Origin of the sequence: Prevotella sp. oral taxon 475 (assembly GCF_018127805.1) — a bacterium.
Classification (GTDB): domain Bacteria; phylum Bacteroidota; class Bacteroidia; order Bacteroidales; family Bacteroidaceae; genus Prevotella.
This window is the reverse complement of sequence record NZ_CP072334.1, coordinates 2,267,882-2,291,853: the sequence shown is the minus strand read 5'-3', so window position 1 is coordinate 2,291,853 and position 23,972 is coordinate 2,267,882. Positions and strand designations below refer to the sequence as shown.

Annotated in this window: 38 protein-coding genes; 33 read left to right on the top strand and 5 right to left on the bottom strand. The window is 47.5% G+C overall.

Features of this window, described 5'->3' with window-relative positions; all coding sequences use genetic code 11:
- Positions 1–3 precede the first annotated feature (3 nt).
- The 29 genes from rplW (at position 4) to J5A66_RS09005 (ending at position 16,065) form a co-directional block, all read left to right on the top strand.
- The gene (gene rplW, locus J5A66_RS09145) at positions 4–348 is read left to right on the top strand and encodes a 50S ribosomal protein L23 (protein ID WP_211790305.1); all 345 of its coding nucleotides are present in this window, start codon (positions 4–6) and stop codon (positions 346–348) included.
- Positions 349–356: 8 nt separating this feature from the next.
- Positions 357–1,181 carry a 50S ribosomal protein L2 gene (gene rplB, locus J5A66_RS09140; protein ID WP_211790304.1) on the top strand — a complete coding sequence of 275 codons (825 nt, stop codon included), beginning with the start codon at positions 357–359 and terminating at the stop codon, positions 1,179–1,181.
- A gap of 14 nt (positions 1,182–1,195) precedes the next feature.
- On the top strand, positions 1,196–1,462 hold the full coding sequence (rpsS, locus tag J5A66_RS09135) for a 30S ribosomal protein S19 (RefSeq protein WP_009161014.1): 267 nt from the start codon (positions 1,196–1,198) through the stop codon (positions 1,460–1,462).
- 30 nt (positions 1,463–1,492) lie between these two features.
- Complete coding sequence (gene rplV / locus J5A66_RS09130) at positions 1,493–1,900, top strand: 50S ribosomal protein L22 (protein WP_211790303.1); 408 nt, start codon at positions 1,493–1,495, stop codon at positions 1,898–1,900.
- A gap of 3 nt (positions 1,901–1,903) precedes the next feature.
- A complete protein-coding gene (rpsC, locus tag J5A66_RS09125) occupies positions 1,904–2,638 on the top strand; it encodes a 30S ribosomal protein S3 (protein WP_211790302.1) in 735 nt (244 codons plus the stop codon).
- Positions 2,639–2,653: 15 nt separating this feature from the next.
- Positions 2,654–3,082, top strand: a complete 429-nt coding sequence (gene rplP, locus J5A66_RS09120; RefSeq protein ID WP_009161011.1) for a 50S ribosomal protein L16 — start codon at positions 2,654–2,656, stop codon at positions 3,080–3,082.
- A 3-nt stretch (positions 3,083–3,085) separates the two neighbouring features.
- Complete coding sequence (gene rpmC / locus J5A66_RS09115) at positions 3,086–3,280, top strand: 50S ribosomal protein L29 (RefSeq protein WP_211790301.1); 195 nt, start codon at positions 3,086–3,088, stop codon at positions 3,278–3,280.
- A gap of 2 nt (positions 3,281–3,282) precedes the next feature.
- Positions 3,283–3,549, top strand: a complete 267-nt coding sequence (rpsQ, locus tag J5A66_RS09110; RefSeq protein ID WP_305792202.1) for a 30S ribosomal protein S17 — start codon at positions 3,283–3,285, stop codon at positions 3,547–3,549.
- Positions 3,550–3,552: 3 nt separating this feature from the next.
- On the top strand, positions 3,553–3,918 hold the full coding sequence (gene rplN / locus J5A66_RS09105) for a 50S ribosomal protein L14 (RefSeq protein WP_009161008.1): 366 nt from the start codon (positions 3,553–3,555) through the stop codon (positions 3,916–3,918).
- A gap of 21 nt (positions 3,919–3,939) precedes the next feature.
- Positions 3,940–4,260 carry a 50S ribosomal protein L24 gene (gene rplX / locus J5A66_RS09100; protein ID WP_211790299.1) on the top strand — a complete coding sequence of 107 codons (321 nt, stop codon included), beginning with the start codon at positions 3,940–3,942 and terminating at the stop codon, positions 4,258–4,260.
- On the top strand, positions 4,260–4,814 hold the full coding sequence (rplE, locus tag J5A66_RS09095) for a 50S ribosomal protein L5 (protein WP_211790298.1): 555 nt from the start codon (positions 4,260–4,262) through the stop codon (positions 4,812–4,814). The genes rplX and rplE overlap by 1 nt, the downstream gene beginning before the upstream one ends.
- A gap of 5 nt (positions 4,815–4,819) precedes the next feature.
- Positions 4,820–5,122: a 30S ribosomal protein S14 gene (rpsN, locus tag J5A66_RS09090; RefSeq protein WP_211790297.1), complete on the top strand. Its 303-nt coding sequence runs from the start codon at positions 4,820–4,822 to the stop codon at positions 5,120–5,122.
- Between the two features lie 404 nt (positions 5,123–5,526).
- On the top strand, positions 5,527–5,922 hold the full coding sequence (gene rpsH / locus J5A66_RS09085; protein ID WP_211790296.1) for a 30S ribosomal protein S8: 396 nt from the start codon (positions 5,527–5,529) through the stop codon (positions 5,920–5,922).
- A 15-nt stretch (positions 5,923–5,937) separates the two neighbouring features.
- Entirely contained in the window at positions 5,938–6,504 is a 567-nt protein-coding gene (rplF, locus tag J5A66_RS09080; protein ID WP_211790295.1) for a 50S ribosomal protein L6, read from the top strand.
- 18 nt (positions 6,505–6,522) lie between these two features.
- The gene (rplR, locus tag J5A66_RS09075; protein WP_211790294.1) at positions 6,523–6,867 is read left to right on the top strand and encodes a 50S ribosomal protein L18; all 345 of its coding nucleotides are present in this window, start codon (positions 6,523–6,525) and stop codon (positions 6,865–6,867) included.
- Positions 6,868–6,873: 6 nt separating this feature from the next.
- On the top strand, positions 6,874–7,386 hold the full coding sequence (gene rpsE / locus J5A66_RS09070; protein WP_211790293.1) for a 30S ribosomal protein S5: 513 nt from the start codon (positions 6,874–6,876) through the stop codon (positions 7,384–7,386).
- 13 nt (positions 7,387–7,399) lie between these two features.
- A complete protein-coding gene (rpmD, locus tag J5A66_RS09065) occupies positions 7,400–7,576 on the top strand; it encodes a 50S ribosomal protein L30 (RefSeq protein WP_211790292.1) in 177 nt (58 codons plus the stop codon).
- 25 nt (positions 7,577–7,601) lie between these two features.
- Complete coding sequence (rplO, locus tag J5A66_RS09060; RefSeq protein ID WP_211791496.1) at positions 7,602–8,048, top strand: 50S ribosomal protein L15; 447 nt, start codon at positions 7,602–7,604, stop codon at positions 8,046–8,048.
- Positions 8,049–8,052: 4 nt separating this feature from the next.
- Positions 8,053–9,393, top strand: coding sequence for a preprotein translocase subunit SecY (secY, locus tag J5A66_RS09055; RefSeq protein WP_211790291.1), 1,341 nt, complete (start codon positions 8,053–8,055; stop codon positions 9,391–9,393).
- A 22-nt stretch (positions 9,394–9,415) separates the two neighbouring features.
- Positions 9,416–10,216 carry a type I methionyl aminopeptidase gene (gene map / locus J5A66_RS09050; protein ID WP_211790290.1) on the top strand — a complete coding sequence of 267 codons (801 nt, stop codon included), beginning with the start codon at positions 9,416–9,418 and terminating at the stop codon, positions 10,214–10,216.
- Position 10,217: 1 nt separating this feature from the next.
- Entirely contained in the window at positions 10,218–10,436 is a 219-nt protein-coding gene (infA, locus tag J5A66_RS09045; protein ID WP_009160996.1) for a translation initiation factor IF-1, read from the top strand.
- Positions 10,437–10,448: 12 nt separating this feature from the next.
- Positions 10,449–10,565, top strand: coding sequence for a 50S ribosomal protein L36 (rpmJ, locus tag J5A66_RS09040; RefSeq protein WP_009160995.1), 117 nt, complete (start codon positions 10,449–10,451; stop codon positions 10,563–10,565).
- A 42-nt stretch (positions 10,566–10,607) separates the two neighbouring features.
- Positions 10,608–10,988: a 30S ribosomal protein S13 gene (rpsM, locus tag J5A66_RS09035; RefSeq protein WP_211790289.1), complete on the top strand. Its 381-nt coding sequence runs from the start codon at positions 10,608–10,610 to the stop codon at positions 10,986–10,988.
- A 133-nt stretch (positions 10,989–11,121) separates the two neighbouring features.
- Positions 11,122–11,508, top strand: coding sequence for a 30S ribosomal protein S11 (gene rpsK, locus J5A66_RS09030; RefSeq protein WP_025815525.1), 387 nt, complete (start codon positions 11,122–11,124; stop codon positions 11,506–11,508).
- Between the two features lie 76 nt (positions 11,509–11,584).
- Entirely contained in the window at positions 11,585–12,190 is a 606-nt protein-coding gene (gene rpsD / locus J5A66_RS09025) for a 30S ribosomal protein S4 (protein WP_211790288.1), read from the top strand.
- Positions 12,191–12,202: 12 nt separating this feature from the next.
- Complete coding sequence (locus tag J5A66_RS09020; protein WP_211790287.1) at positions 12,203–13,195, top strand: DNA-directed RNA polymerase subunit alpha; 993 nt, start codon at positions 12,203–12,205, stop codon at positions 13,193–13,195.
- Positions 13,196–13,268: 73 nt separating this feature from the next.
- On the top strand, positions 13,269–13,775 hold the full coding sequence (gene rplQ / locus J5A66_RS09015; RefSeq protein ID WP_211790286.1) for a 50S ribosomal protein L17: 507 nt from the start codon (positions 13,269–13,271) through the stop codon (positions 13,773–13,775).
- A 1,165-nt stretch (positions 13,776–14,940) separates the two neighbouring features.
- Positions 14,941–15,834: a leucine-rich repeat domain-containing protein gene (locus tag J5A66_RS09010; RefSeq protein WP_211790285.1), complete on the top strand. Its 894-nt coding sequence runs from the start codon at positions 14,941–14,943 to the stop codon at positions 15,832–15,834.
- 33 nt (positions 15,835–15,867) lie between these two features.
- A complete protein-coding gene (locus J5A66_RS09005; protein WP_249109964.1) occupies positions 15,868–16,065 on the top strand; it encodes a transcriptional regulator in 198 nt (65 codons plus the stop codon).
- 371 nt (positions 16,066–16,436) lie between these two features.
- Here the strand turns inward: J5A66_RS09005 and J5A66_RS10210 are convergent, their stop codons facing one another.
- The 5 genes from J5A66_RS10210 to prmC all read right to left on the bottom strand — a co-directional run bounded on the left by J5A66_RS10210 (position 16,437) and on the right by prmC (position 21,155).
- A complete protein-coding gene (locus tag J5A66_RS10210) occupies positions 16,437–17,135 on the bottom strand; it encodes a septal ring lytic transglycosylase RlpA family protein (protein ID WP_249109963.1) in 699 nt (232 codons plus the stop codon).
- Between the two features lie 105 nt (positions 17,136–17,240).
- Positions 17,241–18,578 (bottom strand): NADP-specific glutamate dehydrogenase, encoded by a 1,338-nt coding sequence (gene gdhA, locus J5A66_RS08995; protein ID WP_211790284.1) that lies wholly within the window; start codon positions 18,576–18,578, stop codon positions 17,241–17,243.
- A gap of 230 nt (positions 18,579–18,808) precedes the next feature.
- The gene (locus J5A66_RS08990; RefSeq protein ID WP_211790283.1) at positions 18,809–19,762 is read right to left on the bottom strand and encodes a ComF family protein; all 954 of its coding nucleotides are present in this window, start codon (positions 19,760–19,762) and stop codon (positions 18,809–18,811) included.
- Positions 19,737–20,225 (bottom strand): regulatory protein RecX, encoded by a 489-nt coding sequence (locus J5A66_RS08985; RefSeq protein ID WP_211790282.1) that lies wholly within the window; start codon positions 20,223–20,225, stop codon positions 19,737–19,739. The genes J5A66_RS08990 and J5A66_RS08985 overlap by 26 nt, the downstream gene beginning before the upstream one ends.
- 87 nt (positions 20,226–20,312) lie before the next feature.
- Entirely contained in the window at positions 20,313–21,155 is an 843-nt protein-coding gene (gene prmC / locus J5A66_RS08980) for a peptide chain release factor N(5)-glutamine methyltransferase (RefSeq protein ID WP_211790281.1), read from the bottom strand.
- Positions 21,156–21,354: 199 nt separating this feature from the next.
- Between prmC and ribD the strand changes: the two genes are divergently transcribed.
- From ribD to J5A66_RS08960, 4 genes are all read left to right on the top strand, one after another.
- Positions 21,355–22,311: a bifunctional diaminohydroxyphosphoribosylaminopyrimidine deaminase/5-amino-6-(5-phosphoribosylamino)uracil reductase RibD gene (gene ribD / locus J5A66_RS08975; RefSeq protein ID WP_256438748.1), complete on the top strand. Its 957-nt coding sequence runs from the start codon at positions 21,355–21,357 to the stop codon at positions 22,309–22,311.
- Between the two features lie 24 nt (positions 22,312–22,335).
- Positions 22,336–22,557, top strand: coding sequence for a hypothetical protein (locus tag J5A66_RS08970; RefSeq protein ID WP_211790279.1), 222 nt, complete (start codon positions 22,336–22,338; stop codon positions 22,555–22,557).
- A gap of 207 nt (positions 22,558–22,764) precedes the next feature.
- Positions 22,765–23,172, top strand: a complete 408-nt coding sequence (locus J5A66_RS08965; protein WP_211790278.1) for a CidA/LrgA family protein — start codon at positions 22,765–22,767, stop codon at positions 23,170–23,172.
- Positions 23,169–23,867: an LrgB family protein gene (locus J5A66_RS08960; protein ID WP_211790277.1), complete on the top strand. Its 699-nt coding sequence runs from the start codon at positions 23,169–23,171 to the stop codon at positions 23,865–23,867. The genes J5A66_RS08965 and J5A66_RS08960 overlap by 4 nt, the downstream gene beginning before the upstream one ends.
- Positions 23,868–23,972 lie beyond the last annotated feature (105 nt).

Below are 23,972 nucleotides of genomic sequence, written 5' to 3'. Positions count from 1 at the left end.
ATTATGGGATTTATCATAAAACCATTGGTCACCGAGAAGATGACCAAGATAACAGACAAGTCTTCTGTTGAAAGAAGTTATAAGGTGAAAGGTGAAGTCAAGACAAAAGCCGCAGAGGCTCGTTATGGCTTTATCGTTCGTCCTGAAGCAAACAAACTTCAAATTAAGAGCGAAGTCGAAAGCTTATATCACGTTACGGTGTTGGATGTCAATACAATGCGTTATGCTGGCAAACGTTCGAGCCGTTATACAAAGGCCGGATTGGTGAAGGGACAAAAGAATGCCTTCAAAAAGGCTATCGTTACACTGAAGGCCGGCGACCAAATTGATTTTTACAGCAATATTTAATATAGAAAATGGCAGTACGTAAATTAAAACCGGTAACCCCGGGACAAAGACACAAGATTATTGGCACGTTCGAGGATATTACTGCATCCGTGCCAGAGAAGTCTCTCGTTTACGGCAAACGCTCAACCGGTGGTCGAAACAATACCGGTAAGATGACTGTCCGCTATATGGGTGGCGGTCATAAGAGAAAATATCGTTTGATCGATTTTAAACGTGAGAAAGATGGTGTTCCAGCTGTAGTAAAGACAATTGAATACGATCCGAACCGTTCGGCTCGTATTGCATTGCTGTATTATGCAGATGGTGAAAAACGTTACATTATTGCTCCTAATGGACTTGAAGTTGGGGCGACTTTGCTGTCGGGTGCAGGGGCTGCTCCTGAAGTAGGAAATGCAATCCCCCTTGCAAACATCCCCGTCGGTACCGTGATTCATAATATTGAATTACGTCCCGGCCAAGGTGCGCTTCTCGTTCGTTCGGCTGGTAACTTTGCTCAGTTGACTTCTCGTGAGGGCAGTTATTGTGTTATTAAGCTTCCTTCGGGAGAGACTCGTAAGGTGCTCTCTGCTTGTAAGGCTACGGTAGGTAGTGTAGGCAACTCTGACCACGCTTTGGAACAGTCTGGTAAGGCTGGACGTTCTCGTTGGTTAGGTCGTCGTCCGCACAACCGCGGTGTTGTTATGAACCCTGTTGATCACCCGATGGGTGGTGGTGAAGGCCGTCAAAGCGGTGGTCACCCACGCTCACGTAAGGGCTTGTATGCTAAAGGGCTCAAGACACGCACACCCAAAAAGCAGTCTAACAAGTATATTATTGAAAGAGCTAAAAAATAATTAAAGAGTAAATTATGAGTCGTTCATTAAAAAAAGGTCCATATATCAACGTTTCTCTTGAAAAGAAAATTCTCGCAATGAATGAGAGTGGCAAGAAAAGCGTTGTTAAAACGTGGGCCAGAGCTTCAATGATTTCCCCCGACTTTGTGGGGCATACTGTTGCAGTTCATAACGGAAATAAATTTATCCCTGTTTACATTACCGAGAATATGGTTGGTCACAAGTTGGGTGAATTCTCTCCCACGCGTCGTTTTGGCGGCCATTCTGGTAACAGAAAGTAAAGGGACAACCATTTAATCATAGGAATAATAATGGGAGCAAGAAAACATATAGCGGCCGAAGCAAGAAAAGAGGCCCTTAAAAAATTGTATTTTGCAAAACTCAAAGGTGTTCCCTCTTCTCCGCGTAAGATGCGCTACGTAGTAGACATGGTTCGTGGTATGGAGGTAAACCGCGCTCTTGGCGTATTGAGATTTTCCAAAAAGCAAGCTGCAGCGGATGTAGAGAAATTGCTGCGTTCGGCGATTGCCAATTGGGAAGCAAAGAATGAGCGCAAGGCAGACGAAGGAGAACTTTATATAAGCAAAGTGTTCGTAGACGAAGGCGTAACGATGAAGCGCATGAGACCCGCTCCACAGGGACGCGGTTACAGAATTCGCAAGCGTTCTAATCACGTTACATTGTTTGTTGATGCCAAAACTAACGACGAAAAAGAATAAAGAATGGGACAGAAAGTTAATCCAATAAGCAACCGTCTTGGTATTATCCGTGGTTGGGACTCTAATTGGTTTGGTGGAAAGAACTTCGGCGAGAATATCGTTGAAGATATGAAGATACGCAAGTATCTGAACGAGCGTTTGGCAAAAGCAAATGTAGCTCGCATCATTATCGAGCGTACATTGAAGCTCGTAACCATCACCATCTGTACGGCTCGTCCTGGAATCGTCATTGGTAAAGGTGGACAAGATGTTGACAAACTGAAAGAAGAGTTGAAGAAACTCTACAATAAGGATATTCAAATCAACATATTTGAAGTTAAAAGACCCGATCTCGATGCTACGATCGTTGCTAATAACATCGCTCGTCAGGTAGAAGGTAAGATTGCTTATCGCCGTGCTATCAAGATGGCAGTTCAGAATACGATGCGTGCAGGAGCTGAAGGTGTTAAGATTCAAATCACCGGACGTCTCAACGGTGCCGAGATGGCGCGTAAGGAAATGTATAAGGAAGGGCGCACGCCACTTCATACTTTCCGTGCAGATATTGATTACTGTCAGGCAGAGGCCTTGACCAAGGTAGGACTTTTGGGTATTAAGGTTTGGATTTGTCGTGGTGAAGTTTACGGCAAACGTGACTTAGCCCCCAACTTTGCTCAGGATAAACAGGGTGGAGTTCGTTCCAACAATGCAGGTGGTCGCTCTGGTCGTGGTAATCGTAAGAGAAACAATAACCGCTAAAAGTAAGAAGTTATTATGTTACAGCCCAAAAGAGTAAGATATAGAAGACCGCAAGACGGCCGTGGCAACAAAGGCAACGCCGGTAGAGGGACACAATTGGCTTTCGGTTCATTTGGCATCAAGACCCTTGAAGCAAAGTGGATAGACAGTCGACAGATAGAAGCGGCCCGTGTAGCCGTGAACCGTTATATGCAACGTGAAGGCCAGGTATGGATTCGCATCTTCCCGGATAAACCCATTACCCGTAAGCCTGCTGACGTCCGCATGGGTAAAGGAAAGGGAGATCCCGCAGGTTGGGTAGCTCCGGTAACACCTGGTCGCATTCTTTTTGAAGTAGAAGGAGTTAGCTTCGACATTGCTAAAGAGGCTCTTCGCCTTGCAGCACAGAAGCTTCCTGTTAAGACAAAGTTTGTTGTTAGACGTGATTACGATAAAAACGCTTAAGCTATGAAGATGAACGAATTGAAAGAACTCTCCGCTAAAGATTTGGCAGAGAAGTTGGAGAATGCTGTGGCTGCTTACAGTCAGATGAAGATAGGTCACAACACCACTCCTCTTGAGAATCCATCAAAGATTAAGAATGCTCGTCGTGATATAGCGCGTATGAAGACAGAACTTCGTCAGAGAGAACTTAACAAATAATAATGGTCCAGATGGAAGCAAGAAATTTAAGAAAAGTAAGACAGGGTGTTGTTGTCAGCAACAAAATGGATAAAACCATTGTTATTGCGTCTAAGTTCAAGGAAAAGCATCCTATCTATGGTAAATTTGTTCAGAAGACAAAGAAATACCATGTTCATGACGAGAAGAACGAAGCCAATATCGGTGATACGGTTCTTATCATGGAAACCCGTCCCTTGAGTAAAACCAAGCGGTGGAGATTAGTTCAAATAATTGAAAAGGCTAAGTAAATTATGATACAAGCAGAATCAAGACTTACAGTATGCGATAACAGCGGTGCACGCGAGGCTCTTTGCATCCGTGTGCTTGGAGGAACCCGCCGCCGTTATGCAAGTGTTGGTGACGTGATTGTCGTTGCAGTCAAGAACGTTATCCCATCAAGTGATTTGAAAAAGGGTGCAGTATCGAAGGCTTTGATTGTCCGCACGAAAAAAGAGATACGTCGTGCTGACGGCTCTTACATCCGTTTTGACGACAATGCATGTGTATTGTTGAACAATGCCGGTGAAATTCGTGGCAGCCGTATCTTCGGTCCGGTAGCCCGTGAGCTTCGTGCAGTCAACATGAAAGTTGTTTCTTTGGCACCTGAGGTTCTTTAAATAATTAATAAACAGAAAGTAATGAGTAAGTTACATATTAAAAAAGGTGACGAGGTTATCGTTCTGGCCGGCGAAGACAAAGGTCGGAAAGGTAAGGTGCTCAAAGTCTTGGTAGAACGGGAGCGTGCTTTTGTCGAAGGTATCAATATGGTATCTAAGAGCACAAAGCCATCTGCAAAGAATCCTCAGGGAGGTATCGTTAAGCAGGAAGCTCCTATTCACGTTTCGAACTTGAGCTTGATAGATCCGAAGAGTGGTAAGGCTACTCGTATAGCCATTAAGAAAACAGATGATGGAAAGAAAGTACGCATCGCAAAGAAATCTGGGGAGGTGATAAAATAATGAATACAGCACAGTTAAAGAAAGTATATGCTGAGACGATTGCCCCGGCATTGCAAAAGCAGTTTAACTATTCCTCAGCGATGCAGGTACCGGTTCTGAAGAAGATTGTCATCAATCAAGGACTTGGTGATGCCACTCAAGATAAGAAGATGATAGATGTTGCCATCAATGAGATTTCTTCTATCGCCGGTCAGAAAGCAGTTGCCACCTACTCTAAGAAAGACATCGCGAATTTCAAACTTCGCAAGAAGATGCCTATCGGTGTAATGGTGACGTTGCGTCGTGAGCGTATGTATGAGTTCCTTGAAAAGCTCATCCGTGTTGCGCTTCCTCGTATTCGCGACTTTAAAGGTATCGAAAGTAAGTTCGACGGTCGTGGAAACTACACATTGGGAATTACAGAACAGATCATTTTCCCTGAAATCAACCTCGATTCAATCGATCGCATTCAAGGAATGAACATCACGTTCGTTACAACAGCCCATACCGACGAGGAAGGCTATGCGCTGTTGAAAGCTTTCGGTCTTCCTTTCAAAAACGCTAAAAACGATTAAGCAATATGGCAAAAGAATCAATGAAAGCTCGCGAGGTAAAGCGTGCAAAACTGGTTGCTCGTTATGCTGAGAAGCGTGCGGCTCTGAAAAAGATTATTGCAACCTCTGACGATTATGCTGAAGCTTACGAGGCCGCTCGCAAGTTGCAGTCTATTCCGAAGAATGCCAACCCCATTCGTCTTCACAATCGTTGTAAAATCACCGGTCGTCCGAAAGGATATATCCGTCAGTTCGGTCTTTCGCGTATTCAATTCCGCGAGATGGCATCTGCCGGTTTGATTCCCGGCGTGAAGAAGGCAAGCTGGTAGTTCTCTCTATGCCGATAGGGTTGGAATAGCCAAAACAGTCGAACTCGAATCGATCTCTTATAGGGTTGAAAATCAGATGATTGGAAACCCGTTTGCGAAAGCTAAGCTTTAGGGATGCAATCTCTTAGCTTTTGCATCGTAAAAGCTAAGAGATGGGATGCGAAAAACAAAGAGATTGGAAAACGGAAATGTAACGTTGGGAAAATCTTGTCTGAATCGACGTGAAAGGTTTGTTCCGAATTTGAGGTGAAAAGAGACGAGAATGTAGAATCGCAAGGAGAGCTTGTTCGTATAGAACAACCTCAGGGCTAATAACCTATCGAGCGTGTCGACATTCCAGCATTTGAGAACAGAAATTATTTAATATTGTCGGGAAAATCCCGATCAATTAAACATTTTTATTTATGACAGATCCAATAGCAGATTATCTGACTCGACTCAGAAACGCAATCATGGCACATCATCGCGTGGTTGAGGTGCCTGCGTCTAATTTGAAGAAAGAGATCACGAAGATTCTCTTTGAAAAGGGTTACATCCTGAACTATAAGTTCGTAGAGGAAGGCCCGCAAGGTGTCATCAAAGTGGCTTTGAAGTATCACCCGGTAACAAAAGCAAACGCTATCACAAGCTTGAAACGCGTTTCTACTCCCGGTTTGCGTCAGTACACAGGTTACAAAGACATGCCGAGAGTAATTAACGGATTGGGCATCGCAATTTTGTCCACATCTAAAGGTGTAATGACCAACAAGGAAGCTGCCGACTTGAAAATCGGTGGTGAAGTTCTTTGTTATGTTTATTAATTGGAGGATTGAATTATGTCAAGAATAGGAAATTTGCCAATTGTCATTCCATCTGGAGTTACTGTATCGCAGAATAATGGGCTTGTAACGGTAAAGGGACCTAAGGGTGAACTTTCCCAAAAGGTAGATGCTTCCATCAAGATGAACATCGAAGATGGTCAGATCATCTTTACTGTAGATGAAAATAGCCCGGTAAATATCAAACAAAAGCAGGCTTTCCATGGCTTGTATCGTTCGCTGGTCAACAACATGGTTGTTGGTGTGAGCGAGGGTTACAAAAAGGTTTTGGAGCTTGTTGGTGTGGGTTATCGTGTTTCCAACCAGGGAAATATTATCGAATTTTCCTTGGGTTACACGCATCCCATCTTTATTCAGCTGCCCAGTGAGGTGAAAGTGGAAACCAAATCTGAGAGAAATCAGAACCCGCTTCTTATCCTGGAGTCCTGCGACAAGCAGTTGCTGGGTCTCATCTGTGCTAAAATTCGTTCTTTCCGCAAGCCTGAACCTTATAAAGGAAAAGGTGTTTTGTTCCAGGGTGAGGTTATTCGTAGGAAGTCTGGTAAGACTGCTGCAGCTAAGTAACTTTAAATTTACACGATTATGACAACAAAGAAAGTAGAAAGACGAATTAAAATCAAATATAGAATTCGCAAGAGCGTCAATGGTACTGCAGAGCGTCCTCGCATGAGCGTGTTCCGTTCGAACAAGCAGATTTACGTTCAAATCATCAACGATCTCACCGGTACCACTCTTGCTTCGGCCTCTTCGCTGGGCTTGGAAACGATGCCTAAGAAAGAACAGGCACAGAAAGTCGGCGAGTTGGTTGCACAGAAGGCACAGGCTGCCGGTATCACCGCTGTTGTTTTCGACCGTAATGGTTATCTTTACCACGGTCGTGTGAAAGAGCTGGCTGATGCAGCCCGTAAAGGTGGACTTAATTTTTAAACGATTATGGCAATGAATAGAGTAAGAGTAAATAGTGACGCTGAATTGAAAGATCGCTTGGTGGCTATCAACCGTGTTACAAAAGTAACCAAGGGTGGTCGTACCTTTACGTTCGCTGCAATTGTCGTTGTCGGTGATGGTAACGGAGTTATCGGATATGGCTTGGGTAAAGCCGGTGAGGTTACTTCGGCTATCGCTAAAGGAGTAGAGGCCGCAAAGAAGAATCTTGTAAAGGTTCCTGTGCTCAAAGGTACTGTTCCCCATGAAATGGAAGTTTCTTTTGGAGGTGCAAAGGTGCTGATTAAGCCAGCCGCAGCCGGAACCGGACTTAAAGCCGGTGGTGCTATGCGTGCCGTTCTTGAGAGTAGTGGTATCACAGATGTGATTGCTAAGTCGAAAGGGTCTTCCAACCCTCATAACTTGGTGAAGGCAACCATCGAGGCCTTGAGTCGGATGCGTGATGCTTATACGATTGCTGGCGTACGTGGTGTTAGCATGGAAAAAGTATTTAACGGATAAAGAGTATAATTACATGGCAACAATAAAAATCAAACAGGTTAAGAGTAGAATTGGATATCCGGTAGACCAAAAGCGTACACTTTTGGCTTTGGGGCTCCGTAAGATTTCTCAGGTTGTTGAAGTGGAAGATACTCCAAGCATCCGTGGTATGATTAAAAAAGTTCACCATCTGGTAAACGTTGTTGAATAATCAATTTTATCAAATTAGAACAATTATGAAATTAAATAGTTTGAAACCAGCTAAGGGTTCTACACATTCACGTCGTCGTGTCGGTCGCGGTCCGGGATCTGGATTGGGAGGCACTTCTACTCGTGGACATAAAGGTGCTAAGGCTCGTTCTGGTTATAAAAGAAAGATTGGATTTGAAGGAGGACAGATGCCTTTGCAGCGTCGTATTCCTAAAGCCGGCTTCAAAAATATCAACCATAAGGAGTATTTGCCAATTAATCTATCCGCACTCCAGGCTTTGGCAGAGGAGAAAGGACTTCATAAAATTGGTTTGGTGGAATTGAAAGAGGCAGGTCTGTTGAAAGGTAGGGTCCTCGTTAAGATTCTTGGTGATGGCGAATTGAAGGTCGCTCTCACTGTTGAAGCCAATGCATTCTCTAAAACTGCCGAAGAAGCAATCAAGGCAGTTGGTGGTAACACAACTATAATCTAAATCAATGAAAAAGTTTATCGAGACACTGAAGAATTGTTGGAGAATTGAGGACTTGCGCCAGCGACTCCTCATAACCATACTATTTGTAGCTATCTATCGTTTTGGATCGTTTGTGGTCCTTCCGGGTATCAATCCGGGAATGTTGGAAAAACTGCAGTCCCAGACCTCTGGTGGCTTGATGTCGCTTTTGGATATGTTTTCCGGTGGTGCATTCTCTAATGCGTCTATCTTCGCGTTGGGAATCATGCCTTATATCTCAGCCTCCATTGTGATGCAGCTTTTGGCTGTAGCAGTTCCGTATTTTCAAAAAATGCAGAGGGAAGGTGAGAGCGGACGGAAGAAGATAAACTGGTATACGCGTGCTCTGACAGTAGTTATTCTACTGTTTCAGGCACCGTCTTACCTTGTCAACCTCAAGATGCAAGCCGAGGGAGCTTTGGCTTCCGGTATCTCGTGGTCGGTGTTTATGATTCCAGCCACCATTATTCTCGCAGCGGGAAGTATGTTCGTTCTTTGGCTGGGCGAACGTATCACCGACAAGGGAGTGGGAAACGGTATTTCATTGATCATCATGGTGGGTATCATTGCCCGACTGCCACAAGCTTTCATCCAGGAAGTAGGCTCTCGCTTTACGGCGATAACGGGTGGTGGACTTGTCATGTTTATCGTTGAGATTCTCATCTTATACGGAATCGTTTGTGCTGCAATTCTTTTAGTACAAGGTACACGGAAAGTTCCTGTTCAATATGCAAAGCGTCTTGTTGGTAATAAGCAGTATGGTGGCGCACGTCAATATGTGCCTCTGAAGCTGTTTGCAGCTAACGTGATGCCTATCATCTTTGCACAGGCTCTGATGTTTATTCCTTTGGCTATCGTAAGGTATCAGTCTGAAAATGCAAGTTATGTGGTGCAGTCTCTGATGGATAACCGGAGTCTCTTGTATAATATAATTTATGTGGTATTGATTATCGCATTTACTTATTTCTATACGGCAATTACTCTGAATCCGACTCAGATGGCGGAAGATATGAAGCGTAACAATGGTTTTATTCCTGGCGTTAAACCGGGGAAAGATACGGCTGAGTATATTGATACGGTGATGTCTCGTCTCACTCTACCAGGTTCTTTGTTCATTGCATTTATTGCGGTGATGCCTGCATTGGCCGGTCTGCTGAATGTACAACAAGCCTTCTCCCAATTCTTTGGAGGAACGTCGCTCTTAATTTTGGTAGGAGTTGTTATCGATACATTACAACAGATTGAAAGCTATCTGATGATGCGTCATTACGATGGATTGCTTAATTCGGGACATACCCGTGGAAACGGTGTCGTTTCTGCCTATTGACTTTCTGCTCTTAGCTTAAGTAATGAAGGTCTTTCTAAAGACTGAAGATGAGATTAGCTTAATGCGTGAGGCGAACCAACTTGTTGGTAAAACCTTGGCAGAATTGGCAAAACATGTCATACCGGGTGTGACAACTCTCCAATTGGATAAAATTGCGGATGAATTTATCCGTGATCATGGAGGAATCCCTACTTTTAAGAATTTTCCTAATCCTTTTGGAGAGCCCTTTCCTGCAAGCATTTGCACATCGATCAATGAAGAAGTGGTGCATGGAATCCCTCGGGAGAATCAGATCTTAAAAGAGGGTGACGTCATTTCTGTTGACTGTGGCATACTTCTTGCTGGATATAATGGTGACAGTTGTTATACCTTCTGTGTAGGTGAAGTTGCTAAAGAAACGAAAGAGCTTTTGGATGTAACAAAAGAGGCTTTGTATCTTGGCATTAAAGAGGCTGTTGCAGGAAATCATTTAGGTGACATTGGATATGCTATTCAGCAATATTGCGAGAGCCGTGGCTATGGCGTTGTCCGCGAATTGACGGGTCATGGGATAGGAAAGGAGATGCATGAAGAACCCAAAGTACCGAATTACGGTCGGAGGGGAAACGGAATTCTTTTAAAGGAAGGAATGTGCATTGCCATTGAACCCATGATTACAATGGGAGATAGGCATATCGGGTTAATGCCTGATAAGTGGACTATCAGAACCTTGGATGGAAAGCCGGCCGCACATTTTGAGCATACGATTGCTATTAGAAAAGGCCAAGCAGAAATTTTATCTTCGTTTGAGGAAATAGAACTTACAGAAAAAGAAAAGAAATAATATGGCAAAACAATCTGCTATTGAGCAAGATGGAACAATCGTTGAAGCGTTATCAAATGCGATGTTTCGCGTAGAGTTGGAAAATGGATGTCCCATAACAGCTCACATCTCTGGCAAGATGAGAATGCACTATATCAAGATATTGCCTGGTGATAAGGTAAAAGTGGAAATGAGTCCCTATGACCTTACCAAGGGTAGAATCGTGTTTAGATACAAATAATTCAATAAGAATATGAAGACAAGAGCATCATTGAAGAAACGTACACCTGACTGTAAGATTGTCCGTCGTAAGGGTCGCTTGTTCGTTATCAACAAGAAAAACCCGAAGTATAAGATGCGTCAGGGTTAAAGAGAAATTTTTATTTTAAATCAATCATTTTATCATTAACAAATGGCAATAAGAATTGTTGGAGTAGATTTGCCCCAAAATAAGCGTGGCGAAATCGCATTGACCTATATATATGGTATAGGTCGAAGTAGTTCAGCAAAGATATTGGACAAGGCAGGTGTAAGCCGCGACCTGAAAGTCAGCGAGTGGACCGACGACCAGGCAGCCAAGATCCGTGAGATTATCGGTGCTGAATTCAAAGTAGAAGGTGACCTCCGTTCTGAGGTACAGATGAATATCAAGCGACTGATGGATATTGGTTGTTATCGTGGAGTTCGTCATCGTAATGGTCTTCCAGTTCGTGGGCAGAGCACGAAGAATAATGCTCGTACCCGTAAGGGAAAGAAGAAGACTGTTGCTAATAAGAAAAAAGCTACTAAGTAAAATTTAGTTGAGAGTTGAAAGTTGAGAGACGAGGCGTTAGTTTCTGGATGTCGAGAATCTTATTCTCCTATTTTAGAACTTATTCCTAAACTTAAAACTTGCAGACTTAAAACTTTTAAACTAAAAGAAGATTATGGCAAAGAAAATAGCAGCAAAAAAAAGAAATGTTAGAGTAGATGCTCTTGGACAACTTCATGTTCATAGTTCTTTCAATAATATTATTGTGTCTTTGGCTAACAGCGAAGGTCAGGTTATCTCTTGGTCTTCTGCTGGTAAGATGGGCTTCCGCGGCTCAAAAAAGAATACGCCCTATGCAGCCCAGATGGCAGCAGAGGATTGTGCGAAGGTGGCTTTCGATCTTGGCTTGCGTAAGGTGAAGGCATACGTAAAGGGACCTGGGAATGGTCGTGAGAGTGCGATCCGCGCCGTACATGGTGCTGGTATCGAAGTAACTGAGATTATTGATGTTACGCCGTTGCCTCACAATGGTTGCCGACCTCCTAAACGTCGTCGTGTTTAATTACGCGGTAAGATCGGATTTGAAATGAACTCCGATTGGCAGTTAAAGATTCAACAATATTAAAGTATAAAAGAAAATGGCAAGATATATAGGTCCGAAATCTAAAATTGCTCGCCGATTTGGTGAACCCATCTTCGGTGCAGACAAAGTTTTGTCCAAGAGAAACTTCCCTCCTGGACAGCATGGCAACAACCGTCGCAGAAAGACTTCAGAGTACGGTGTCATGTTGGCAGAGAAGCAAAAGGCTAAATACACTTACGGCGTATTGGAACGTCAGTTCCGCAATATGTTTGAAAAAGCAGCAAAGGCCGAGGGTATTACCGGTGAGGTATTGTTGCAGAACCTCGAAAGTCGTTTGGATAACGTCGTATTTCGTTTGGGTCTAGCTCCTACCCGCGCAGCAGCACGGCAGCTTGTAGGCCATAAGCATATCGTCGTTGATGGCAAGGTTGTCAACATTCCCTCTTATTCAGTGAAAGCCGGACAGATTGTCGGTGTTCGCGAGAAGGCAAAATCGCTCGAAGTAATTGAGGCAGCACTTGCCGGCTTTAACCACAGCAAGTTCCCTTGGATTGAGTGGGATGATGCTTCTAAAAGTGGAAAATTCCTGCATAAGCCCGAGCGTGCCGACATTCCTGAGAACATTAAGGAACAGTTAATCGTTGAGTTGTACTCTAAATAAATCATTAAGTTAATGGCGATATTAGCATTTCAAAAACCTGATAAAGTTGTAATGTTGGAGGCCAATGACAAATTCGGCAGGTTCGAATTCCGTCCTCTTGAGCCAGGGTTTGGCGTTACCATAGGTAATTCCCTCCGTCGCATTCTTCTTTCATCTCTTGAAGGCTTCGCTATCAACACCGTGCGTATTGCCGGGGTTGAGCACGAATTCTCTTCAGTGCCAGGTGTGAAAGAAGATGTAACCAACATGATCTTGAATTTGAAACAAGTAAGATTCAAGCAAGTAGTAGAAGAATTCGAGAACGAAAAAGTTAGTATCACGGTAGAGAACGTAACAGAGTTCAAAGCTGGAGATATTGGTAAGTATCTGACTGGATTTGAAGTGTTAAACCCTGATTTGGTGATTTGTCATTTAGATGCCAAAGCTTCATTGCAGATTGATCTTACCGTTAACAAAGGGCGTGGATACGTTCCTGCTGACGAGAATCGAGAATTCTGCACTGATGTAAATGTACTCCCCATCGATTCCATTTACACCCCAATCCGTAATGTGCGTTATGCCGTTGAGCCGTATCGTGTTGAGCAGAAGACCGACTACGACAAACTGGTGATTGACGTTACGACGGATGGTTCCATTAGTCCGAAGGATGCACTGAAAGAGGCCGCTAAGATTCTTATCTATCACTTCATGTTGTTCTCCGACGAAAAGATTTCTCTTGAGAGTCCCGAAGTCGATGGCAACGAAGAGTTTGATGAGGAAGTGTTGCACATGCGACAATTGCTGAAGACCAAGTTGGTGGATATGAACCTCAGCGTTCGTGCGCTCAACTGTCTGAAAGCGGCCGACGTGGAAACACTGGGCGACCTTGTGCAATACAACAAGACCGACCTCTTGAAGTTCCGTAACTTCGGTAAGAAATCGCTCTCAGAGCTTGATGATTTGCTCGAGGGTCTGAATCTGTCTTTTGGAACCGATATTGCAAAGTATAAACTTGACAAGGATTAAAAGCGAGCAGTGAGAATGTAGGCTGTACAAGCTTTTCTCCCGCATCCATCTTGTCATAAAAGAAAATTGAACAATGAGACATAATAAGAAATTCAACCACTTGGGTCGTACTGCACCTCACCGTAATGCTATGTTGGCTAACATGGCCATTTCGCTGATCATGCACAAAAGAATCACTACGACCCTTGCCAAAGCCAAAGCCTTAAAGAAATATGTAGAGCCGCTGATCACACGCTCGAAGGATGATACCACCAACTCGCGTCGTGTGGTTTTCCGTTACTTGCAAAACAAGTATGCCATTACAGAGCTCTTCAAAGAAGTAGCAGCAAAGGTGGGCGACCGTCCCGGCGGATATACTCGTATCATCAAGTTGGGTGTTCGTAAGGGCGATGCTGCTGAAATCGCTTTCATCGAGCTTGTAGACTTTGATGAGAACATGGCTAAGACACCGAAAGCGGAAGCCAAGAAGACACGTCGTAGTCGTAAGGCTGCTCCTAAGGCAGAGGCTCCTGTTACTGAGGCAACTCCTGTAGAAGAAGCTCCCAAGGCGGAGACTGCAGAAGAAGCAAAGGCAGAATAGTCTAGGCTGGTTGACAAATGTATGAAACGTCTCTACCCTCAAAGGGGTAGAGACGTTTTTTGTTGCCAGCATTTTGCAAGAGAATAGCAACGAAAAAGCGGAGAAAAGTCGAGCTTTCTGCATAATGAAGTGCATAAGTTTGCTTGTTTCAAAAGATAGTATTACCTTTGTCGCCGTCTTACAGGCCTGCTCTTTAAGAGGTTAGAACGATTAAGCCTCAAGATAGAGCGATAGACTTTTAGGCAGAAGACAGAAGAACGTGAGAATATGATGTGTAGCAGATACAGACATATCGGTGTAACGATGTTGCAGAGGAAGATGAATTTTTCTGCATCTTTTAACATATTATATTTGGTAGTGCCCAATAATTTGCTAACACACACACACACACACACACACACACACACACACACACACACACACACACACACACACACACACACACACAATATTCGCACCTATTGTAGTGTAACACTTTTTTGCTTTTTCCTACGCGCGCGCGAAGCGAGCGCAACCCCCATCAACAAAGGGCTCACAGGAGTTCTCTTTGTTTCTCTTTTTGTGCCTTTTAGTTAAGGGGCGGAAAGAAAATAGCAACAGATGATTCAGGTTAAACATTCAACGATAAAAACAAAAGAATATGAAGAAAATCATTTTAGTCTTTTTAGGATGCATGGTAGCAATTTTACTCCATGCGCAAACTGCTTACGATTTCATGGTGCCCAATTCTGATGGTATTCGGCTTTATTATAAAATTACCGATACCAGCAAAAGGTATGTAATGCTCACCACGGCAGATGGAGAAGTGAATCCTCAAAGTACAGACAAGTATGGTTCACAAATGACAAGCTTAGGGATTGATACATTCAATGTGCCGGCAACTGTGATGTATGGAGGAAATCAATATTCTATAAAGATGATAGCATCGTATGTTGGACTAAGTTTAGCTGGAGACGAGTGGAAGATTGTTTTTCCAGAGGGACTTACAACATTAAAAACATTCTCTCTAACGTTTCTTGGTGGTTTTAAAAGTATTTATTTTCCATCAACATTAGAAACTGTGGGTCAGAGTTCTTTTGTAGAGATTTCTGGCTACAGTTTGAGTGAAGTAACCTTGGATTTGTCACGTACTAAAGTAACCACTCTAACAGATGCCTTTGGAGGAATGAATGACGCAATCAGTAAAATTATCTTTCCTGAAACGCTAACGAGTCTCGGTCTTATTGGACTCATCGGACTTAAAGAATTGACCTTACCGGCAGCAGTGAATTCACTGGATTATGCTTCTTTAATGAATCTTGAGACTCTTCGCATAAAGAATGCTACTCCCCCAACCACGGCTTCTTCCGGTTTCTATTTTCCAAAAATTAAAAAGATTTTTGTTCCCGCTGATGCTGCTACGGCATATTCCCAAGCTGAGAAATGGTCTGATTTCGCCAGTAAGTATTATGGTGAAGTGACAATTGGGGCCAGTGGCTATGCCACCTATTATTTGGTTAATGACAACTTCGAGGTACCGGCAGGTTGTACGGCCTACGTCATCACCGAGGTGAAAAAGGAAAGCGGGCAATATCAAGCCAAGACCGAGGCCTTTGCCGCCGGCAGCATCATCCCCGCCGGGCAAGCTGTAATATTGAAAGGCACGGCCGGACATACCTATGCCTACAAGGCCAACCTGACCGGAACACCCGTTACCATTGCTAAGAATCTGCTTGTGGGCACGGCCACCGAGCAAACCCTCAACGCTGCGGGCTACAAATACTTCCTCTTCGGTAGCGGTCCCGACGGACAGGGCTTCTACAGGCAGACCGGGCACGACATCAACTCTATCCATCTCAAGGCGCACAAAGCCGGATTGCGACTCCCCAGCACCGCCATCGGTTCGGCCAAGAGCTTCGTGATCGACTTCTCCACGCCCGAAACTACCAGCATCCGCTCCGTTGGTTCCGCAGTCCAGCCGAGTAAAGAAGACGTCTACTTCGACTTGCAAGGTCGTCGCGTTCTTCATCCCACCCGCGGCATTTACATTGTCAATGGAAAGAAAGTAGTCAAGGAATAAGTAGTAAAGTATAAGTAAAAAAGCAATCAGACAATGACAAGCAAACAAACATACACCACGCCCCTCAGCCACATCATCCGTCTCACAACCGATGGCGACCTGGCTCAGCAACAGTTTCCCGTCAACTCTCACCATTCCATCAGCGAGGGTGACGCCAAGCAGGGCGACTTCTTCGACGAAGAAGACGAAACGCAGTTTGAAGAACGACCCTGGGAAGACGCAGCATATTAGACACTGCCGGGAGTAGGGCGTTTCCCTGTCATGAAGAGAGAGACGGTTTGCTCTCGTTCGAGAGAACGATTCCTGAAGCTTAAGAGGTGGTTTCCTGAATATGAGGAAGCCACCTCTTACATCTTAAAAGAGTACTGTTAATCGGCCTCTTACCAACCCCCTTCCCATCTCTTAGCTTTTGGCTCGTATTTTCTTAGCTTTTGCATCCTAAAAACTAAGAAAATACGAGCCAAAAGCTAAGTTTTGACGCCAGGGAGGCTTGGGATGGTGGTTGATGGGAGAGGGATGATAGGGAAAGAAAGAGATCAACTCATCTCTTTTTTTTTATTCGAGGTTCGATTTTTGTTCAGTTTGTACGTGTGGAACGTTATTTATTTCCTTCGTCTTTTCTTACTGAACTTGTGTTTTTTCGCCATTCGCCGCTTGGGGGTGATGGCCTTTTTATGAAGGGAATCTCTCTTCGGGTTTGTCGTCTCGATGGAGGTGGGGTTGTTTTTATTGACTATTTCTTTTTCTTTCCCCGAGGAAGGTTGGCGTGGCAACTGTTCCGGCTTGCCCGCTTCGCTTTTCTTACCCACCGTCTTCCCGTCTTTCTTCGCAGCCTTCTCTGTTTCCTCTTTCTTCCAGAATGCATTGTCGGGATAATCATTTTCTACGAGGTCGAATTCCATTCGAGGTATCTCGGTAGGTGCATCGTCTTTGAAGGGGATGGTGGTAGGCCTGACCGGAACAATTTCTACGGCTGCAACTCCTTGCGAGAGCATGCCCAAAGCCTTGGCCGCAGCCCAGGAGAGGTCGATGATTCTGCCTCGTCCGAAAGGACCGCGATCGGTCACCCGCACCACTACCTCTTTACCATTAGAGAGGTTTTTCACTTTGAGCAAGGTGCCGAAGGGATGTGTGCGGTGGGCGCATGTCAGGCTGTCGTGATGCAGCCGTTCGCCGCTGCTGGTGCGTGCACCAGTTGCCCGCCGAGAATAAAAAGAGGCTTTACCCCTTTGTTGTGCATACAAAGGGATAAAGCCTGTTGTGAGGAGTACTATAAACAATACGTTTCTGAAATGCGTCACGTTGTTTTGTTTATGAGTGATAGAAGCTGCGGGCCCTATGATGCCTATTTACAGAGACTTGGATTGCCACTCCTTCGGTCTCTTGTCTGCCGGCCCGCGCTCTGTCTATACGATGCCTTGCGCCATCATGGCGTTGGCCACCTTCATAAATCCAGCGATGTTGGCACCCTTCACATAGTCGATGTAACCATCTGCTTCAGTGCCATATTTTACGCACTGCTCGTGGATGGACGACATGATGTGGTGCAGACGCTCGTCTACCTCCTTTCCGGTCCAACCCAAACGGAGGGAGTTTTGCGTCATCTCCAGGCCCGACGTGGCTACGCCACCAGCGTTAACCGCCTTACCAGGAGCGAACAACGTCTTCGATGCTACGAACTTTTCTGCGGCTTCTGCCGTGCAGCCCATGTTTGAAACCTCGGCCACGCAGACGGGCTTAAACGCCAAGATGCTGTCTGCATCGGCACCGTTCAGCTCGTTTTGGGTGGCACATGGCAGATAGATGTCTGCCTTCGTCTCCCACGGTTTCTTACCGGCGAAGAATTGAGCACCCGGGAACTGCTCTGCATAAGGTGCGCAGATGTCGTTGCCGCTGTTGCGAAGCTCGAGCATATAATCGATTTTCTTGCCGCTGATTCCTTCCGGGTCATAGATGTAACCATCAGGTCCGCTCAGAGTGATGACCTTTGCTCCCAGTTCGTTTGCTTTCTTGGCTGCACCCCAGGCTACGTTGCCGAAGCCGCTCAAGGCTACCGTCTTGCCCTTGATGTCGATGCCTTTGGTTTGCAACATTTGGTTGACGAAGTAGAGTGCGCCGTAACCAGTGGCCTCGGGACGGAAGATGGAGCCGCCCCATTCCAAGCCTTTGCCTGTGAGAACGCCTTCAAACTGGTGTGTCAGTTTGCGATACATTCCGAAGAGATAGCCGATTTCGCGGCCGCCTACGCCGATGTCGCCTGCGGGCACATCTTCGTTCGGGCCGATGTGGCGATATAGTTCGGTCATAAAGGCTTGGCAGAACCGCATGATTTCGGCATCGCTTCGTCCGCGGGGGGCAAAGTCGGAACCGCCCTTTCCGCCGCCCATCGGCAACGTCGTAAGGGCATTCTTGAATGTTTGCTCAAAGCCTAAGAACTTTAAAATAGAGAGGTTAACGGATGGATGGAAACGCAAACCGCCTTTATACGGACCGATGGCGCCGTTGAACTGCACGCGATAACCGATGTTGACATGCACTTCTCCCTTGTCGTCTGTCCAAGGAACGCGGAATGTGATGACCCTTTCAGGTTCTACCATCCGTTCAATGAGTTTTGCTTTTTCAAACTCTGGATGCTGATTGTACACATCCTTGATTGAAACGAGCACTTCTTTGACTGCCTGAAGGAATTCAGGCTCACCTGGATGCTTACGCTCCAGTTCTTGCATGATTTTCTCCACTTCCATGGTTGTAATCTTTTTATTGGTGGGTTAGTAAACTTACAATTTGTCAATTGGATGCTGCAAATATAGAATTTATTTGCCTGTGCTCCAAGTAAAATAAGCTTAAATTTTGATTTTTCTTCTTGCAATCTGCCACAGCATTGCGTTTTCACCGCTAATGGATGGCGGAGTTGAGCAGCAAAAGGGGGCGATCAAAGGGGAGAGATCTTGGTAGGCACTTGAGAAAAAGACGTTTACGGTGTTTTGTCTGCTGCTTCTGCAGATGTGGTTTTTTCTACCGGTGGAGGGCCCAAGGGGCAAGCCGAGGAGGAAAAACCCACGGTGAGAACGCTGATTTTGACGCCAGGGAGTTTTTTCAGGGCTTGCATGCAGGCGCAAAGGGTGGAGCCGGTGGTGATCACATCGTCAATCAAGAGGAAGTGAAGTCCTGTAGGCACCGAGGGGTGGGGTGGCGAGGCAGATGGTTTTAGAAAGGATAAAGATGGTTTTAGGAAGGATAAAGAGGGGTGTCGGATCAGGGAAGAGAGGGTGTTGAGCAGGGAAGTAAGGCGTTCTGCCGGTGAAGCCGACTGTTTTTGAGCACGTAGGAGCGTGCGATGAATCAATTCTGAGGCATTCTCGGCCAGTGCGAAAGCATTCTTTACGTTCTCGATGCGTTCCCGACCTTTTTTGTGCGTCTGTGTTTCGGTGTCTTTGACGCGTACGACCACCCCGCGCAGCAAGGTCAATCCGGTGATGTCGATGATGCCTTCCGCCAACTTTTCGCATTGGTTATAGCCCCGGTGCCGTTCTCGTTTTTGGGTCAGCGGCATGGCCAGGAGGAAATCGACTCCTTCGAAGAAACCTGTTGGATGGAGTTCTTGAGCAACGAGTCTGCCCAAGGCGACGCCCACCTCGGGATGATGGCCATATTTCAGTCGATACAGCGGGCGGCATATGTTCGACTTACTGGTGTAGAATGCGAACGCCGTGCACCGCTCCACAGATGCGCGTCCCCACAAGAGGCGTGCCATCTCGTTGTCGTAGGGTGAGAGATGGTAATACGTTCGGGGGACTTCCAGGTGGCAGCGACTGCAGAAAAAGTCTTCGCCCGGAGCCAGTCGGCAGTGACAGCCGGCGCAGGAGCGGGGCGAAAGCAAGTCGGCCCATCGCCTCCAAACGCTAATCATCGGGCCACGGGTCGGCATCGTTCATGCATCTTTTAATCACATCCATCGTAAAACCGCGGCCCAGTGCAAACCGCATCAGTTTTGTTCGGCGTTCGTATTCGTTGGCGGCCTTGATGCTTCGGCGTTTGCTTTCGAGCAAGGGGCGGAGCACTTCGGCGTAGCTCTCCTCCTCGTATTCGTCGAGGATCGGTCCGAAGACCTCCCTCGATACCTGTTTGGCATAGAGAGCCTGTTCCACTTTGCGGCGACCCCAGCGATTGAATTGAATCTTGTCGCGCACGAAATATCGACAAAATCGTTCGTCGTCCACATAGTGATGTTCGACGAGATAGCTCACGATGCGTTCTTGTGCCTCGGGAGCGAGCCCCCATTGCCGCATCTTTGTGCGCATTTCGCCGGTGCAATGTTCGGCCCGGGAGCATAGAGCGGCGAGTCGGGATCGGGTTTGTTCTTCGGTGATTTCTTTTTTCTTCAGTTCCATGGAGAGCGAATTTTCAGTCAATCTTCTTTTCCTTTCAGTTTCATAGCGATCGAAATCTTTAAGAGAATCGAATGCCAGCCCCTCAGTCTACGGCCGTTCTGCTCGCATCATACGCTGCCGACCGAAAGCGTCGTGTCGAGTTTCGACCCGTCTCCAGTCCATCTCTTCGAGCATCCTTTGCAGGCTTTCGGCGTAGAGCGGATTGATTTCGAAGAAGAGCTGTCCGCCGATCCCGAGGGCCGAGAGCGCATAGCGGGCGATGGAGCGATAGAACAACAGCGGGTCGTCATCGGGCACGAAGAGAGCCGAATGCGGTTCATGCTCCAAGACATGAGCGGCCATCGCCTCCCGTTCTTGGTGGCAGATGTAGGGCGGATTGCTCACGATGACGTCCCAACGGTTCTTGTCCGTCGGTGCGTGCAAGGCATCCTGGCGCACGAATTCCACGGCCGAGCCCCATCTGTCGGCGTTCTCTCGTGCCACGGCCAGAGCCCCCTTCGAGATGTCCCAGCCGCATACCAGTGCCGAGGGGAGACTTTGTGCCAGCGTGATGGCGATGCATCCGCTACCCGTTCCGATGTCTAAGATGCGAGGGTGGGAGAGCGGAGTGGAAGAAAGCGTTTGAACGACCCATTGGCAAAGCTCCTCCGTTTCGGGGCGGGGGATGAGCACGTCGGGCGTCACCCGGAAGGTGCGACCGGCAAAGAGCGCCTCTCCCAAGACGTATTGCACGGGACGGCCGAGGGCGAGCCCCTGCATCAAATCTTCGAGTTCGCGCCCATCGTCTTGCGATAAATGCGTAACTTTGCCCGCGCAAATATCGGCGAGAGACAGCCCGAAGCGCGTTTCCAACACCAAACGGACGATGGCCTTCGCCTCGCCCTCTTCATACATCGGCAGCAGTCTGCGCCACAATTCAGGATAGGTCATATCTGCAAAAATAAAAAGAAAAATGGGAAAAAGCAAAGCCCAACTGCCCGGAAATACGCCGGGCACACCCTCATCCTCCGTCTCCGATGGCGGCGGAAGGCCCTCTCCTGTTCGCGGGAGCGCCTTCTCCGTAGGGAGTGAGAGATCGACAGTCGATAGCCAGTGGGAAAGAACCGATCTTTTCGATGCCGCACCCCCGATCGACAGCCAACCGAAACCGACCGCCGATCAGGACGACGAGCGATGGATGCGCCGCTGCCTGTCGCTGGCCTCCAACGCGCTGCTCACGGCCAAACCCAATCCGATGGTGGGCGCGGTGATCGTCTACCAGGGGCGAATCCTGGGTGAGGGCTACCATATACGTTGTGGCGAAGCCCACGCCGAGGTGAATGCCTTTGCCGCCGTTCGTCCCGAAGACGAAATCCTGCTGCCGCAGGCCACGCTCTACGTGAGTCTCGAGCCCTGCTCGCATCAGGGCAAGACGCCGCCCTGTGCCGACCTCATCCTCCGCAAGCGTGTGCCGCGCGTCGTCGTGGGTTGCGTCGATCCCTTTGCGCAGGTGCAGGGTCGGGGCATTCGGAAGTTGCGCAACGCCGGTGTCGACGTGAGGGTGGGCGTGCTCGAGGCCGACTGTCGCGAGCTGAACCGCCGTTTCTTCACCTTTCATGAGCATCGCCGGCCGTATATCCTCTTGAAATGGGCGCAGACGGCCAACGGCTTTCTCGACCATCTGTTCCGCCCGCTGTCCATCTCGACGCCCTTCACGCAGATGCTCTCGCACAAGTTGCGCACAGAGACCGACGCCATCCTTGTGGGAAGAATCACCGAGGAACGCGAACATCCCGCTCTGAACGTACGTCACTGGTGGGGGCCTCATCCGCGTCGCTTAGTGCTCTCTCACGAGCAGACCCTCGACCAACTTTTGGAAACGTTGTATCGTGATGGCGTGCAATCGTTAGTGGTGGAGGGCGGTGCGAAGACCCATCAGAGCTTCCTCGAACGCCGACTGTGGGATGAGCTGCGCATCGAAACTGCGCCCTTCACCGTTCCCGGCGGGACGAAAGCCGCGCCGATCCCCGAGGAGGCCTGCCTCGTAGATCGGCAGCTGTTCGACGGCCACGTGATAGACGTTTATCGACGTTTTTCTTCCATCTGAACCTTTTTCTACTGCTTCCGCAACTTGCAAAACCTATTCCGCAGTCTGCGCACCCGCTTCTGCAACTTGCAAAACCTATTCCACAGTCTGCGCACCTGCTTCCGCAACTTGCAAAACCTACTCCGCAGTCTGCGCACCCGCTTCCGCGCCGCGCAGAACCTACTCCACAGTCTGCGCACCTGCTTCTGCGCGGCGCGGAACCTACTCCACAGTCTGTCCACCTACTTCCGCGCCGCGCGGAAGTAAGTGGATCGGCTTTCGATGAGCAGGATCTTGCAGAAGAGGCGGAGAGTTTTCAGTGCGAATGCTTGTCGGCCCGTGAGAAAAGGCTTACCTTTGCATGGCATCACCCGAAAACGCAAGCAGAAGAGATGCTGCAAGCACGAGTGGAAGGAAAATCGAGGGGTAAAGGTTACACCTTATTATATATATCGCAAACAACAGAGGATTGGAATGGCAAAACAGTTTTTTATCATCTTCGGCTGTCTGGCCCTGGGCGAAGTGATTGTGTGGGCCACCGGCATCAAGTTGCCTTCGAGCATCATCGGGATGCTGCTTCTGGCCAGCTTTCTGAAAATGGGCATCGTCAAACTGGAGTGGGTCGAAAAACTCTCGCAGTTTCTCTTGGCCAACCTGGGGTTCTTCTTCGTTCCGCCGGGCGTGGCCTTGATGCTCTATCTCGACGTCATCGGCCGCGAGCTGTGGCCCATCGTCGCCGCCACCGTGGGCAGCACCGTGCTGGTGTTGGTGGTGACCGGGCATATGCATCAGTTGGTGATTAAGACTGAGCGGAAGATCTTAGAGTTGCACATCGCCCGCCACAAGCGGAAGGAGCACAAAAGAGAGCAGGAGGCACGATGATGGAAATTTTTGCTAATCAATATATCATTCTTGCCCTTACGTTTGCCGTTTTCTATTATGTGCGACGGTTGCAGTACCGCAAGGGCTGGGTGTTGCTCAATCCCATCCTCGTGGCGATCGTTCTGCTCATTGCTTATCTGAAGCTCACGGGTGTGTCTTTCGAAACATTCGAAGAGAGCGGCCGTCTCATCGACTTTTGGCTCAAACCCGCCGTCGTGGCTCTGGGCGTTCCGCTCTACTTACAGTTTGAAGCCATCAAAAAACTATGGTTCCCCATTGTGCTCTCACAGCTCGTGGGTTGCTTGGTGGGCATCGTGAGCGTGGTGATGATTGCCCAAATCTGCGGAGCGTCGAAAGTGGTGGTCATCTCAATGGCCAGTAAATCGGTTACGACACCGATTGCCATGGAAGTGACCGAAGCCTTAGGGGGCATCCCCTCGCTCACGGCTGCCGTGGTGGTGATCACCGGGATTTTGGGGGCCATCATCGGATTTAAGACGCTGGCCCTGGGACATATCAACAGTCCGATAGCGCAAGGCTTGTCGATGGGGGCGGCTTCGCATGCCGTGGGGGCGTCTACGGCCATGAGCGTGAGTAATAAGTATGGGGCCTTTGCCAGTTTGGGCATTACCCTCAACGGTATCTTTACGGCACTGCTCACTCCGACGATCTTACGACTGCTAGGACTGATCTGAACCGCAGGGCTAAGGGGCAGACGGTGGCAGAAAGAAAATCGGACGGGAGCAGTGGCATTCCGCCCGGTTTTTTCTATATTTGCAGCCATCACTAATAAGAATAGC

What these genes read in the sequence shown, in the direction of transcription:
- rplW (WP_211790305.1), top strand. Translation starts at nt 4, where the DNA reads ATGGGATTTATCATAAAACCATTGGTCACCGAGAAGATGACCAAGATA.
- rplB (WP_211790304.1), top strand. Translation starts at nt 357, where the DNA reads ATGGCAGTACGTAAATTAAAACCGGTAACCCCGGGACAAAGACACAAG.
- rpsS (WP_009161014.1), top strand. Translation starts at nt 1,196, where the DNA reads ATGAGTCGTTCATTAAAAAAAGGTCCATATATCAACGTTTCTCTTGAA.
- rplV (WP_211790303.1), top strand. Translation starts at nt 1,493, where the DNA reads ATGGGAGCAAGAAAACATATAGCGGCCGAAGCAAGAAAAGAGGCCCTT.
- rpsC (WP_211790302.1), top strand. Translation starts at nt 1,904, where the DNA reads ATGGGACAGAAAGTTAATCCAATAAGCAACCGTCTTGGTATTATCCGT.
- rplP (WP_009161011.1), top strand. Translation starts at nt 2,654, where the DNA reads ATGTTACAGCCCAAAAGAGTAAGATATAGAAGACCGCAAGACGGCCGT.
- rpmC (WP_211790301.1), top strand. Translation starts at nt 3,086, where the DNA reads ATGAAGATGAACGAATTGAAAGAACTCTCCGCTAAAGATTTGGCAGAG.
- rpsQ (WP_305792202.1), top strand. Translation starts at nt 3,283, where the DNA reads ATGGTCCAGATGGAAGCAAGAAATTTAAGAAAAGTAAGACAGGGTGTT.
- rplN (WP_009161008.1), top strand. Translation starts at nt 3,553, where the DNA reads ATGATACAAGCAGAATCAAGACTTACAGTATGCGATAACAGCGGTGCA.
- rplX (WP_211790299.1), top strand. Translation starts at nt 3,940, where the DNA reads ATGAGTAAGTTACATATTAAAAAAGGTGACGAGGTTATCGTTCTGGCC.
- rplE (WP_211790298.1), top strand. Translation starts at nt 4,260, where the DNA reads ATGAATACAGCACAGTTAAAGAAAGTATATGCTGAGACGATTGCCCCG.
- rpsN (WP_211790297.1), top strand. Translation starts at nt 4,820, where the DNA reads ATGGCAAAAGAATCAATGAAAGCTCGCGAGGTAAAGCGTGCAAAACTG.
- rpsH (WP_211790296.1), top strand. Translation starts at nt 5,527, where the DNA reads ATGACAGATCCAATAGCAGATTATCTGACTCGACTCAGAAACGCAATC.
- rplF (WP_211790295.1), top strand. Translation starts at nt 5,938, where the DNA reads ATGTCAAGAATAGGAAATTTGCCAATTGTCATTCCATCTGGAGTTACT.
- rplR (WP_211790294.1), top strand. Translation starts at nt 6,523, where the DNA reads ATGACAACAAAGAAAGTAGAAAGACGAATTAAAATCAAATATAGAATT.
- rpsE (WP_211790293.1), top strand. Translation starts at nt 6,874, where the DNA reads ATGGCAATGAATAGAGTAAGAGTAAATAGTGACGCTGAATTGAAAGAT.
- rpmD (WP_211790292.1), top strand. Translation starts at nt 7,400, where the DNA reads ATGGCAACAATAAAAATCAAACAGGTTAAGAGTAGAATTGGATATCCG.
- rplO (WP_211791496.1), top strand. Translation starts at nt 7,602, where the DNA reads ATGAAATTAAATAGTTTGAAACCAGCTAAGGGTTCTACACATTCACGT.
- secY (WP_211790291.1), top strand. Translation starts at nt 8,053, where the DNA reads ATGAAAAAGTTTATCGAGACACTGAAGAATTGTTGGAGAATTGAGGAC.
- map (WP_211790290.1), top strand. Translation starts at nt 9,416, where the DNA reads ATGAAGGTCTTTCTAAAGACTGAAGATGAGATTAGCTTAATGCGTGAG.
- infA (WP_009160996.1), top strand. Translation starts at nt 10,218, where the DNA reads ATGGCAAAACAATCTGCTATTGAGCAAGATGGAACAATCGTTGAAGCG.
- rpmJ (WP_009160995.1), top strand. Translation starts at nt 10,449, where the DNA reads ATGAAGACAAGAGCATCATTGAAGAAACGTACACCTGACTGTAAGATT.
- rpsM (WP_211790289.1), top strand. Translation starts at nt 10,608, where the DNA reads ATGGCAATAAGAATTGTTGGAGTAGATTTGCCCCAAAATAAGCGTGGC.
- rpsK (WP_025815525.1), top strand. Translation starts at nt 11,122, where the DNA reads ATGGCAAAGAAAATAGCAGCAAAAAAAAGAAATGTTAGAGTAGATGCT.
- rpsD (WP_211790288.1), top strand. Translation starts at nt 11,585, where the DNA reads ATGGCAAGATATATAGGTCCGAAATCTAAAATTGCTCGCCGATTTGGT.
- J5A66_RS09020 (WP_211790287.1), top strand. Translation starts at nt 12,203, where the DNA reads ATGGCGATATTAGCATTTCAAAAACCTGATAAAGTTGTAATGTTGGAG.
- rplQ (WP_211790286.1), top strand. Translation starts at nt 13,269, where the DNA reads ATGAGACATAATAAGAAATTCAACCACTTGGGTCGTACTGCACCTCAC.
- J5A66_RS09010 (WP_211790285.1), top strand. Translation starts at nt 14,941, where the DNA reads ATGAATGACGCAATCAGTAAAATTATCTTTCCTGAAACGCTAACGAGT.
- J5A66_RS09005 (WP_249109964.1), top strand. Translation starts at nt 15,868, where the DNA reads ATGACAAGCAAACAAACATACACCACGCCCCTCAGCCACATCATCCGT.
- gdhA (WP_211790284.1), bottom strand. Translation starts at nt 18,578, where the DNA reads ATGGAAGTGGAGAAAATCATGCAAGAACTGGAGCGTAAGCATCCAGGT.
- J5A66_RS08990 (WP_211790283.1), bottom strand. Translation starts at nt 19,762, where the DNA reads ATGCCGACCCGTGGCCCGATGATTAGCGTTTGGAGGCGATGGGCCGAC.
- J5A66_RS08985 (WP_211790282.1), bottom strand. Translation starts at nt 20,225, where the DNA reads ATGGAACTGAAGAAAAAAGAAATCACCGAAGAACAAACCCGATCCCGA.
- prmC (WP_211790281.1), bottom strand. Translation starts at nt 21,155, where the DNA reads ATGACCTATCCTGAATTGTGGCGCAGACTGCTGCCGATGTATGAAGAG.
- J5A66_RS08965 (WP_211790278.1), top strand. Translation starts at nt 22,765, where the DNA reads ATGGCAAAACAGTTTTTTATCATCTTCGGCTGTCTGGCCCTGGGCGAA.
- J5A66_RS08960 (WP_211790277.1), top strand. Translation starts at nt 23,169, where the DNA reads ATGATGGAAATTTTTGCTAATCAATATATCATTCTTGCCCTTACGTTT.